10 protein-coding genes are annotated in these 11,639 nt (G+C 62.9%); 5 read left to right on the plus strand and 5 right to left on the minus strand.

Translation table 11 applies throughout. The features are described from left to right. Positions 1–3: 3 nt before the first annotated feature. Entirely contained in the window at positions 4–2,328 is a 2,325-nt protein-coding gene (locus tag NKI67_RS15480) for a PAS domain-containing sensor histidine kinase (protein ID WP_352645815.1), read from the minus strand. Positions 2,329–2,517: 189 nt separating this feature from the next. Next, positions 2,518–5,163, minus strand: coding sequence for an aminopeptidase N (gene pepN, locus NKI67_RS15485; protein ID WP_352645817.1), 2,646 nt, complete (start codon positions 5,161–5,163; stop codon positions 2,518–2,520). 154 nt (positions 5,164–5,317) lie between these two features. Between pepN and NKI67_RS15490 the strand changes: the two genes are divergently transcribed. Then, entirely contained in the window at positions 5,318–5,542 is a 225-nt protein-coding gene (locus NKI67_RS15490; RefSeq protein ID WP_352645858.1) for a hypothetical protein, read from the plus strand. Beyond that, the gene (locus NKI67_RS15495) at positions 5,539–6,516 is read left to right on the plus strand and encodes a DMT family transporter (protein ID WP_502894781.1); all 978 of its coding nucleotides are present in this window, start codon (positions 5,539–5,541) and stop codon (positions 6,514–6,516) included. The genes NKI67_RS15490 and NKI67_RS15495 overlap by 4 nt, the downstream gene beginning before the upstream one ends. Here the strand turns inward: NKI67_RS15495 and NKI67_RS15500 are convergent, their stop codons facing one another. The 3 genes from NKI67_RS15500 to NKI67_RS15510 all read right to left on the minus strand — a co-directional run bounded on the left by NKI67_RS15500 (position 6,517) and on the right by NKI67_RS15510 (position 9,001). Beyond that, positions 6,517–7,332 (minus strand): helix-turn-helix domain-containing protein, encoded by an 816-nt coding sequence (locus tag NKI67_RS15500; protein ID WP_352591946.1) that lies wholly within the window; start codon positions 7,330–7,332, stop codon positions 6,517–6,519. It lies immediately after the preceding gene. A gap of 105 nt (positions 7,333–7,437) precedes the next feature. Further along, positions 7,438–8,319, minus strand: coding sequence for a uracil-DNA glycosylase (locus NKI67_RS15505; RefSeq protein WP_352569853.1), 882 nt, complete (start codon positions 8,317–8,319; stop codon positions 7,438–7,440). A 37-nt stretch (positions 8,320–8,356) separates the two neighbouring features. Beyond that, on the minus strand, positions 8,357–9,001 hold the full coding sequence (locus NKI67_RS15510) for a hypothetical protein (RefSeq protein ID WP_352645819.1): 645 nt from the start codon (positions 8,999–9,001) through the stop codon (positions 8,357–8,359). Here NKI67_RS15510 and NKI67_RS15515 point away from each other — a divergent pair. From NKI67_RS15515 to NKI67_RS15525, 3 genes are all read left to right on the plus strand, one after another. After that, entirely contained in the window at positions 8,952–9,134 is a 183-nt protein-coding gene (locus tag NKI67_RS15515) for a hypothetical protein (protein ID WP_198023574.1), read from the plus strand. The two genes, NKI67_RS15510 and NKI67_RS15515, sit on opposite strands and share 50 nt — an antisense overlap. A 106-nt stretch (positions 9,135–9,240) precedes the next feature. Continuing rightward, a complete protein-coding gene (locus NKI67_RS15520; RefSeq protein WP_352645821.1) occupies positions 9,241–10,920 on the plus strand; it encodes an electron transfer flavoprotein-ubiquinone oxidoreductase in 1,680 nt (559 codons plus the stop codon). A gap of 111 nt (positions 10,921–11,031) precedes the next feature. After that, positions 11,032–11,628 carry a DUF922 domain-containing protein gene (locus tag NKI67_RS15525; protein WP_352645823.1) on the plus strand — a complete coding sequence of 199 codons (597 nt, stop codon included), beginning with the start codon at positions 11,032–11,034 and terminating at the stop codon, positions 11,626–11,628. The last annotated feature ends 11 nt before the right edge of the window (positions 11,629–11,639 follow it).

The raw sequence follows: 11,639 nt of genomic DNA on the forward strand, positions 1-11,639 counted from the left end.
CATTCAGGCAGCGGCCCTGACCGCCTGCGCGGCTTTCTTGATCGGGATGCGTACCGAGACGATCGTGCCGACGCTTTCGGTCGAGCGGATCTTCAACGCGCCGCCCTGAAGCTCGGCCAGCGAGCGCGAGATGGCGAGGCCGAGGCCGGAGCCGGCATGGCTCTTGGAGAACTGGTTTTGCACCTGTTCGAATGGCCGCCCGAGCTTGCTCAGCGCCGCCTTCGGGATGCCGCAGCCATTGTCCTCGATCGTCAGGATCAGCGCGGCGGAAATGCTGCGGGCTCTGACCGAGATGTGGCCGCCTTGCCCGGTGAACTTCACCGCATTGGACAGAAGGTTGATGAGGATCTGCTTGATCGCCCTGCGGTCGGCGAACAGCGTCAGCGAATCGGCGATGCGGGTTTCGACGGTGATCGACTTTTCCGCCGCCTGCAGAGAAACGACGCGAACAGTCTCCCTGATGAGCGGGCAGAGATCGATTTCTTCCTGATCCAGGGCGAACTGGCCGGCCTCGATCTTCGACATGTCGAGGATGTCATTGATCACACCGAGAAGATATTTGCCGCTGCCGTTGATGTCGGTGGCATACTCTTCGTAGCGCGGCGAACCGAGCGGCCCGAACAGCCGCCGTTCCATCAGTTCCGAGAAGCCGATGATCGCGTTGAGCGGGGTCCGCAACTCGTGCGACATGTTGGCCAGGAATTCGGATTTGGCCCGGTTTGCCGCTTCGGCGCGCTCGGTTTCCTTCATGTATTTGCGATTGAGTTCGACGAGCTCACGAGCCCGTTCTTCTTCCGCGCGGCGGGCAAGGCTGAGGTCATGGATTGTCGCCATCAGCCGGCGCTCGCTGTCGACCAGCTTCTCCTGGTGCAGCTTGATCTGGGTGATGTCGGAGCCGACAGAGACGGTACCGCCGTCCCTTGTCCGCAACTCGTTCACCTGCAGCCAGCGGCCGTCGGCAAGCTGGCGCTCGAAGGTCACGCCTCCCTGCGGTCCGTTGGTGTTGGCAAGCCGCCGCTCCGAGGCGAAGGCCAGCATGCGTTCCTCCAGAACGGCGCGCGGAGCGCCCGGCATCACGTCGCGATCCAACAGGCCGTTGTCCTGCTGGTATTTGGAATTGCACATGATCAGGCGCTCGGACGAATCCCACAGCACGAAAGATTCGTTGATGTTTTCGATGGCCGTCCTCAGGCGCAGGTCCGCCGCTTCGGAGCGCAGCGCCAGATGCCGCTGCTCGGTGACGTCGACGGCGATGCCGATCAGCTGGATCTCCGGCGCTTCCGGGTCGATAACGTGTGCTCTTGCGCGCATCCAAACCCATTGCCCGTCGGCATGGCGCATCCGGAACACCTGGTCGATATGGTCGATCTCGCGTGCGACGATCCTGTTGGCGAGTTCGAACAAATCGCCGTCCTCGGGATGAATGATTTCATCGACTTCGCCGAACGACAGCATCGTGTCACAAGGCTCGTAGCCCAGCATGTCGTACATCGAGCGCGACCAGTACATCTTGCCGCGCACCATGTCCCAATCCCACAGGCCGCAGCGGCCGCGCACCAGCGCCATGTCGATGCGCTGGTGGGCTTCGAGATAGATGCGATCGGCGGCCTGGGCGCGCGCCGCCTGGCCGAAATAGGCGTAGAGGATGATGATCAGCACGCCGGCCGTCAGCACGAACAGCGTGACGTTGAGTGAGACCGTCTTGCGCCAGGCGTCAAAAACTGCCTCCTGCGGCACGAACGCTGCCGCGGCACCCCTTCGGCCATTCGCCAGGCTCACTGCCGCGTACCAGTCCTGTCCGCCGATGTTGACCTCCATTACCCCGGCGCGGTCGCCGAACATGAACAGCGGCTGCCCGCCCTGCACGACGCCATCGAGCGATCGCCCCTCCCAGTGCATCGACTGCGGCGATACGGCAATGATCTTGAAGGCGCTATCGGTGATCGCCAGTACGTGGCTTCGGCCCATCGCGCCCTGACGACCGGTGCTCTCCAGCAGGTCCTGGATCGCGCCGGGCGCGGAAACCATGGTCGCGTCGGCGATCGAACTGGCCAGTTGGCCGGCGGCCAGCGCAAGGATCGCCTTGGCGTCGCGCTCGATCTCGTCGCGCTCGTTCATCAGCGACAGAAAGCGCAGTACTGCGATGATCAACAGAAACATGATGATGAGGGCTGGGATCGATCGCCGCAACAGCGGCTCGGCTGCCAGCAGCCGTCGGTAGGCAGGTTCGGCGATGAGCCGCGTATTGCCCGCGAGACCGTCGCTTCGCGCCTCGCGACGGTCAAACGCCGTCCCACCGGGCGCGCCCCACGCGTCCGCCTTCGCCATAAATGGCACTCCCCGATTTTCTGTCCCGCTTGACGATCCGGCAACGCCGCACTTCCGAATCGTCACTAAAGAATCAAAGGTGATTCGCCTTGTCCAGAGGCGCGGCGAAAAAAGATTAAAAATCGACTAAAATAATGGGGTTTTCGGGTGGTCTTCCCTTTTTCCCACAAGGGGAGAACGGGAGGTCGCTTACGCCAGGGTGCGCTCGACGATGTCTCGCAAATCGGCCGACAGCTTCTCGGTATTGGCGATCGAAAGCAACGCCTCCCTTGCCTTGGCCTGCCGCACCGGTTCGAGCGAGCGCCACGACCTGAGCGCCGTCGCCAGCCTGGCGGCCACCTGCGGGTTGCGTTTTTCGACCTGCAGCACCGTTTCGACGAAAAGCCGGTAGCCTTGGCCGTCGGCGCGATGGAAGCCGGTCTGGTTGGCGCTGGAAAACGTACCGATGAGTGCCCGTACCCGGTTCGGGTTGGCCATCGAGAACGCCGGGTGGCTGGTCAAGGCGCGCACCGCGTCCACGGTTTGCGGGCCGGGCACGCTGGCCTGGGTCTGGAACCATTTGTCCATGACCAGCGGATCGGTTGCATATTTCGCCTCGAAATCGGCCAGTGCCTTGGTCGCCTCAGGTGAGCCATGGTGACGGTGCGCAAGAACGGTCAACGCCGCGGCACGATCCGTCATGTTGGTCGCCGATTGGAAGTGCCCGGCAGCGAGTCCCGCACCTCCCGGCAGCAAGGAGAGATAGTCCAGCAGGACATTGCGCAGCGCCCGCCGCCCGGCACTGGCCGCGTCCGGGCTGAACGGGCCATTGTCGGCGAGCCGATCGTAAAGTTTGGAGAATATCTCGCGGTTGGCCCCGGCGATCGCAACTGCCAGCGCCTCGCGCGCCGCGAAAATGGCGTCGGGGTCGATGTTCTTGCCGATGTCGCGTGCGATATCGGCCTCGCCGGGCAGCGCCAGGGCCAGTGCCCGATAGGCGGGTTCGAGTGCTTCGTCGCCGGCTGTCTTGCCGGCAAGCCCGGTCAGCCGGGCGCTGATCTCGGTTGGCCTGTGGTCCAGGATCTGGCGGAAACCGGCAATCAGCGCATCAGTCAAAAGCGTGTTGAACGACTGCCAGCGCGAGAAGGCGTCGCTGTCGTGGCCAGCCAGAAAAAACTGATCGTCGGGCCGCTGCTCGACCGAAAGCGTCACCGGCGCCGAAAAGCCGCGGTTGAGCGACATGGCCGGACGCTCGACAATCCCGGAAAACCTGACGACATGGCGGCGTTTGCGGATATGGATGACACCGTGCTCGACATTCGCCCCTTCGACGCCGCTATGGGCTATCGCCTCGCCACCGGCGCCAACCAGGCCGAAGGCAAGCGGAATGTGCATCAGCCGCTTGCGGCTTTCGGCCGGTGTTGGCGGCACCGACTGCTCGATTTCGAGCGTGAATTCCCGCGCCGCCGGATTATACGCCGAACTGACGGTCAGGTTCGGCGTACCGGCCTGATGATACCACAGCGAAAACTGCGACAGGTCGCGACCTGAGACGTCTTCGAACACTTTGATGAAGTCTTCGATCGTCGCCGCCTGGCCGTCGTGACGTTCGAAGTAGAGGTCCATGCCGGCGCGGAACGTCTCGGCGCCGAGGATGGTATGGATCATGCGTACGACTTCCGAGCCTTTTTCGTAGACCGTCGCCGTGTAGAAATTGTTGATCTCGCGGTAGCGGCGAGGCCGGACCGGATGCGCCAGCGGCCCTTGGTCCTCGGGAAACTGATGGGCGCGCAGCGTACGCACCTCGGCGATGCGCTTGACGGCGCGCGAGCGCTGATCGGCCGAGAATTCGTGGTCGCGGAAAACCGTCAGCCCTTCCTTCAGGCAAAGCTGGAACCAGTCGCGGCAAGTGATTCTGTTACCTGTCCAATTGTGGAAATACTCATGCGCGATGATGGCTTCGATATTGGCGAAATCGGCATCGGTCGCAGTTTCCTGGTCGGCAAGAACGTACTTGTCGTTGAAGATGTTGAGGCCCTTGTTCTCCATTGCGCCCATATTGAAGTCGGACACGGCGACGATGTTGAAGACATCGAGGTCGTATTCGCGGCCGAATGCCTCCTCGTCCCATTTCATTGACCGTTTCAAAGCGTCCATGGCGTAGCCGGCGAGCCTCTCCTTGCCCGGTTCGACATAGATTCCAAGCTCGACCTTGCGGCCAGACAGGGTGACAAAACTGTCCGAGATCTTGCCGAGGTCGCCCGCCACCAGGGCAAACAAATAGGACGGCTTGGGGAAGGGGTCGTGCCAGACCGCATAGTGCCAGCCGCCGGCAAGCTCGCCGCTGCCGGCCGGGTTGCCGTTGGACAAAAGCAGCGGCGCCTCACGGCGCTGAGCTTCGATGCGGACCGTATAGACCGACAGGATGTCGGGACGGTCGAGGAAATAAGTGATGCGGCGAAAGCCTTCGGCCTCGCATTGTGTGCAATAGACGTCGCTCGAGCGATAGAGGCCCATTAGCGCTTCGTTCTGCGCCGGCGCCAACACGGTTTCAATTCTCAGCTGGAAGCACCTTGTCGCAGGGGGGCTGATGATTGTCAGTTGATCGGGCGTGGCGAGAAAATCCGCAGGGCTCGGTTCCTGGCCGTCGATGGCGATGCTGCGGAGCGTCAGCCCGTCGCCATCCAGCACCAGTGGCACCGACGCCGCAATCCCGTCGCGGCGTTCGACCGTCAGCACGGCGGTCACATGCGTTGCTTCAGGCGAAAGGCGGAAAGTCAGGCTGGTTTCCGGAATGAGATAATCACTGGGGCGATAGTCTTCGAGCTTGAAGACCTGGCCGGTATCTGTGCGCATTCCTTGATTTTTCCTGTCGATCAGGGAGCGGCGGGCGGGTCCGCTGGTCCAAATAATTTGAAGTCTGCGCTCTTTACACGAAACGTTCCCTCGACAAAACTGCAGCGACGTCTATTTCAGGCGATCATTTCCCAAGCATCATCGCGAGGCTTCCATGACCGTCGTCACGCCGAAATTCGGAACGAGGGCCTCTGTGTCGCGTCGTGAGGATATGGCCTTCATCAAGGGCGCGCGGGAGGCGGGTACGATCGGGTCGACGCCTGCCGCGCTCAATGCGGTGACCGACGCGCTCTACCGCACCTACGGCATCAGGCATATCGACATGCCGGCAACGCCGGCGTGCATCTGGGCGGCGATCGAGGAAGCAAAAGGGGCGTGACAGCCAGACCGGATTTGCCAGTGCTTGCAGCTGGCGACCTTGCCGGCGAGCACAGCACGCTGACCGGGATCTTGCTCAAGATCGTATCGGTGGCGGTCTTCGTCGGCATGTCGTCCTGCATCAAGGCGGCAGGCACCGTGCCGGCGGGCCAGATCGTCTTCTTCCGCTCCTTCTTTGCCATTTTTCCGATCATCGCCTTCCTCGCCTTCCAGGGAAAACTCGGAACCGCCTTTTCGACAAAGCGCCCGCTCAACCACATTGCGCGCGGCGTCGTCGGTGTCTGTGCCATGGGGCTCGGCTTCTTCGCGCTGACGCGGCTGCCGCTGCCGGAGGCGATCACACTGAACTACGCGCAGCCGCTGCTGGTCGTGGTGTTCAGTTCGATCTTCCTCGGCGAAGCCATCCGCATCTATCGCTGGAGTGCGGTTGCCGTCGGCCTGGTCGGGGTGCTGATCATCTCGTGGCCGGAACTGACGCTGCTCAGTTCGGGCGCTGCCCTTGGCGATCAGGAGGTGCTTGGCGTCATCGCCGCCCTCATAGCCGCGGCGATCTCGGCCATCGCCATGCTCCTGGTTCGCAACCTCGTCCAGAGCGAGCGGACGGCGACCATCGTGCTGTGGTTTTCGGTAACCGCGAGCGTCATGGCGCTGCTTTCGCTGCCATTCGGCTGGCAGGCGCTGACGCCAGCACAGGCGGGGCTTCTGATTGCCGCGGGTTTTTGCGGCGGGCTTGGCCAGATCCTGATGACCTCGGCCTATCGCCATGCCGAGGCTTCCGTCGTAGCACCTTTCGAATACACTTCGATGATCCTCGGCGTCGTCGTCGGCTATCTGGTCTTTGGCGACGTCGCCACGATCAACATGCTGGTCGGCGGCATGATCGTGGTTGCGGCGGGGATTTTCATCATCTGGCGCGAGCGCCAGCTGGGTCTCGAACGCACCCGCACCCGCAAGGCCGTCGCGCCGGAAGGGTGATCAGCCCGCTGCGTCGGTCCGCTCTTTCGCCAGCCGCATCAGCACCGCCCGCGTCTGCTCGTCGGCGGGGAAAAAAGATTCGATCGCCAGCTCCGACAGCGTCACGTCGAGCGGCGTGCCGAACACGGTGATGGTGCTGATGAACGACAGCACCGCGTCGTCATGGGCAAGCTTGAGCGGATGGACAATCGCGTTCGGTTCGACCGGCGCCGGCCGGCTGCTTTTAAGGCCGGACGGATAGGCCCGAAGCTCGCGCTCGAGCTCGACCAGAACCGGATCGGCGGCAGCGTCGTTCTGCCGCTTCAGCCGCTCCAGAAGATGCGTCCGCCATTCCGCAAGGTTGACGATGCGCGGCGCGATGCCGCCGGGATGCAGGCTGAGGCGCAAAACGTTGACCGGCGGCTTCAGCAGGGAGGCGTCGGCGACATTGGCGAGGAACGGGCCGATGGCGGCGTTCGCCGACACCAGGTTCCAATGCCGGTCGACGGCAAGCGCCGGGAACGGCTCGTGCGCCTTGAGCACGGTCTCGACCGCCGCCATCGCCGGTGCCATCGAGGCATCGTCAAGTGGTCGTTCGCTGAAGCTCGGGGCAAAGCCGGCGGCCAGCAGCAGCTGGTTGCGCTGCCTGAGCGGGATCGAAAGCTGCTCCGCCAGATGCAGCACCATGTCACGCGAGGGTGCGGCGCGGCCGCTTTCAACGAAACTCAGATGCCGCTGCGAGACCTCGGCCTCCATAGCGAGGTCGAGCTGGCTCATGCGCCGGCGTGTACGCCATTCGCGAATGAGACTGCCGGCGGAAATCTGGGCTGCTGTCATGACGAGATGACTAGGCCGGCAGTGGGCGCATTTCAATTACCTGCTAGGTCATGATGCCGCCCTTCCTTCCTCGCAAGGGGAGGACGGAAGACGCGTTCTGCACCGTTACCCAAGTGCCCGCAACTTCGCCTTCACTTCGAGGAAATCCCGCCACGCCAGCTTCTTGTGCGCCGGCGTTCTCAACAAATAGGCCGGATGCAGGGTCGGCATCGCGGGAATGGCGACGCCAGACGGAGTCGTGTGGACGCGCCAGTTGCCGCGCAGCCGCAATATGCCTTCGGAGGTGTTGAGCAGGGTCTTTGCCGACGGGCCGCCGAGATTGACCAGCACCTTCGGATTGACCAGTTCGATCTGCCTCTCGATGAACGGCCGGCAGATCTCGGTCTCGTGCGGCGTCGGCGTGCGGTTGCCCGGCGGCCGCCAGGGAATCACGTTGGCGATGTAGGCAGATGTCCGGTCAAGACCGATCGCGGCCAGCATGCGGTCGAGCAGCCGGCCCGAGCGGCCGACGAACGGCAAGCCCTCTATGTCCTCGTCGCGGCCCGGTGCTTCGCCGACCAGCATCACCGCGGCAGTCGGATTGCCGTCGGCGAACACCAGGTTCTTGGCGGTGAATTTAAGATTGCAGCCGTCGAATGCCGCCATGTGCTGGCGAAGCTCGTCGAGGCTTGCCGCCGATCTCGCCAGTTGCCGCGCCAATGCCGCCTGCGCCTCGTCGGGCACCGTTGACATGGCCGCGGACGTTCGCACTGCCGGTGCCGTATTCGGTCTCTCGCCCATTTCGGCGCGCGACACGCTCGTCGAGCGATGAGGCGATGCATTTTCACCGGCCGGCAGAGCGGCCGCCGCAGGCACCCGCTCCGGCGGCCTGGCTTCTGCAAACCTGTTTACCGGCTGTTCTTCAAGTGCCTCGTCGACGCCGGCGCTGGCGTAGAAGGCCAGCAGCTCGGCGAGATCGGCTCGGCTAGTGTGGGGGGCGGCAGTCATGGTTTCACATTCGGCCGCGGAGCTTGAATTTGCAAGTTCAGCTCGACGGTATGCGCGGATCCTGCACCAGATAGAACGTCCAGCGCGGCGTGTAGTCGGTGATCAGGAAATAGAAGCTGGCGGTCTTCAGCGGGTCGATCTTGCCGTTCTTGAACAGCAGGCGGTCATACGGTTCGAAATTGCGGTCGAAATCGGCGTAGCTGCTCGACCAGATATTTTCGGGCGTTTTGTTGCGCTGGTCGAACGACAGGCCGTCGCCGAACACGCTCGGCTGGTCGAGGATCTCCTGGAGTTCGAACTGGAACTCGACCCAGGCTTGGCCGCTATTGTTGAGCACGTCGATGCGCATATACATCAGACCATTGGCGAAGTCTCCCGCCTTGCCGAACGGCTGGATCGGCCTTGTCGTGCGAATGGCCAGCGTTACCGGCGTCGCTGAATTCAGCTCTTCGGTGATGACCAGCGGATCCTCCTTCGTGCCGATGCCGGAAGCCCCGGTGATGCGGAAACCGCCGCGCTCGTCGGAAAAGGAATAGGCGCCGGTCGCCCAGACCAGTTGCTGCTCGGCACGGGCATCGAGGGCCGTCAGTGGCAGAAGCACCAAGAGCGCCGCACGGCAAAACCGGCCGGGCGTGAAAAAAAAGCGCGTCGATGAAAAGCCAGCCGGCCCGAATATGCGCATGGCGGGAAGTATGGCCGATAAGCAAGCCGTCGAACAATTAAAAACATCAGTGCGACATATCTGTGCAAACGGAATAGGATTGAAGATTGATGCTCGTCACCGCGAATCTGTGCGGCAGGACGCGACTTTTTGACGAAATCGGTATTGTCACGTCCGCGCCGGTTTCCCGTCGCTATTTGATGCGCTATGCAGCGCGTGAGCCAGCAAGATGCCGGGAATAGCGAGCCAGTGAGGGATCGATGAGCGATATCGAACGCGAAAGCATGGAATTCGACGTGGTCATCGTCGGCGCCGGCCCGGCCGGCCTCGCCGCCGCGATCCGTCTCAAGCAGGTCAATCCCGAGCTTTCCGTCGTCGTGCTGGAAAAGGGCGGCGAAGTCGGTGCGCACATCCTGTCCGGCGCCGTCGTCGATCCGATCGGCATCGACCGGCTGCTGCCCGGCTGGCGCGAAGAGGAGGGTCATCCCTTCAGGACACCGGTCACCGACGACCATTTCCTGGTTCTCGGCCCCGCCGGTTCGTTCCGTCTGCCCAATATCCTGATGCCGCCGCTGATGAACAATCACGGCAACTATATCGTCTCGCTCGGCAATGTCTGCCGCTGGCTGGCGACCAAGGCCGAGGCGCTGGGCGTCGAGATCTATCCGGGCTTTGCCGCGGTCGGCCTGCTCTACAACGAGGCCGGTGCGGTCACCGGCGTCGTCACCGGCGACATGGGCGTCGAGAAGGACGGCACGCACGGTCCGGGCTTTGCGCCGGGCATGGCGCTGATGGGCAAATATGTCTTGATCGGCGAGGGCGCGCGCGGCTCGCTGGCCAAGCAGCTGATCGCCAAACACCACCTTTCCGACGGTCGTGAGCCCGGAAAATACGGCATCGGCCTCAAGGAACTCTGGCAGATCAAACCGGAAAACCACCGGCCCGGCCTTGTCCAGCATTCCTTCGGCTGGCCGCTCGATATGAAGACCGGCGGCGGCTCCTTCCTCTACCATCTCGAGGACAACCAGGTGGCAGTCGGCTTCGTCGTTCACCTGAACTACAAGAACCCCTATCTGTCGCCCTTTGACGAGTTCCAGCGCTTCAAGACCCATCCGGCGATCCGCGGCACCTTCGAGGGTGCCAAGCGGCTGGGCTACGGTGCCCGCGCCATCACCGAAGGCGGCTGGCAGTCGGTGCCGAAACTGTCCTTCCCCGGCGGTGCGCTGATCGGCTGCGCGGCCGGCTTCGTCAACGTGCCGCGCATCAAGGGCTCGCACAATGCCGTGCTCTCCGGAATGCTGGCGGCCGAGCATGTCTGTGATGCGATAGCCGCCGGCCGCACCAATGACGAGCTGGCCTCCTACGAGGCCGCCTGGCGCGCCACCGATATCGGCAAGGACCTGAAGAAAGTGCGCAACGTCAAGCCGCTATGGTCGCGCTTCGGCACCATTGTCGGCGTCGGCCTTGGCGGCCTCGACATGTGGCTGAACACGCTGTTCGGCTTCTCGCCCTTCGGCACGATGAAGCACAGCAGGGCCGACTATGCCACGTTGGAACCGGCCGCCGCGCACCAGAAGATCGCCTATCCGAAGCCGGACGGGGTACTGACCTTCGACCGGCTGTCGTCGGTGTTCCTGTCCAACACCAACCACGAGGAGAACGAGCCGGTGCATCTGCTCGTCGCCGACATGGACCTGCAGAAGCGCTCTGAGCATGACGTCTATGCGGGACCCTCGACGCGTTACTGCCCGGCCAGCGTCTACGAATGGGTCGACAAGGATGGCAATGCCGCCGCCGATGCTGCGGCCAAGGATGTGCGCTTCGTCATCAACGCGCAGAACTGCGTGCACTGCAAGACTTGCGATATCAAGGACCCGAACCAGAACATAAATTGGGTGCCGCCACAGGGCGGCGAGGGCCCGGTCTACCAGAACATGTAAGTCACAAGATTTGCTCCGGACTAAACAAGATGAGGAGCAGCGCAACCGTAGGATTGTTGAATAAACCGCCTGCCTGTGTTTCCTTTCTGCGGCGACAGGGAGGAAGGAAAAATGCGCCTGGCAGTTCTGACGAGCGTTGTGGCGATCGGGGCATTGTGCGCCCCTGCAGCCTTGGCCGGCACTAAGGTGCTGGTCAAGACACGAACTTACAACATTGCCGGAACCACCGGCGCGGCCCTGATCGAGGCCATGGATCGCAGTGGGCCGAAGCACGGCTTCATGACCCACGCCATCGCGCAGACCGGCTACAGCGTCGATGATTGGACCTTCGACGCCCATCGGGAAAACGGCGTCTGCCGCCTGCGCCAGGCCAACGGGACGCTCAATCTCTTCTATACCTATCCCAAACTGGTCTCAGCCACGTCGCCTGCGCTGCAGAAGCGCTGGAAGCGGTTCTTCGCTGGCGTCCGCGCCCATGAAGAGACCCATGGCCGCATCGCCAGACAGATGATGCGGGCCACCGAAAAGTCGGTTCGAGGGCTGACAGTCGGTGATGACCCGCACTGTTTCGAGGCACGTCGCGAGGCAAAGCGCCGGATCAATGCCATCTATGCCGAATACGAGGCAAAGCAGATCGGCTTCGATGCGCACGAGCATCGCGACGGCGGCCCTGTCGAGCACCTCATCCGCGCTTTTGTGGGCCAGTAATAAGCCAGGTC

It is taken from the genome of Mesorhizobium sp. M0408 (genome assembly GCF_040321495.1).
In the GTDB taxonomy this organism is placed as follows: domain Bacteria; phylum Pseudomonadota; class Alphaproteobacteria; order Rhizobiales; family Rhizobiaceae; genus Mesorhizobium.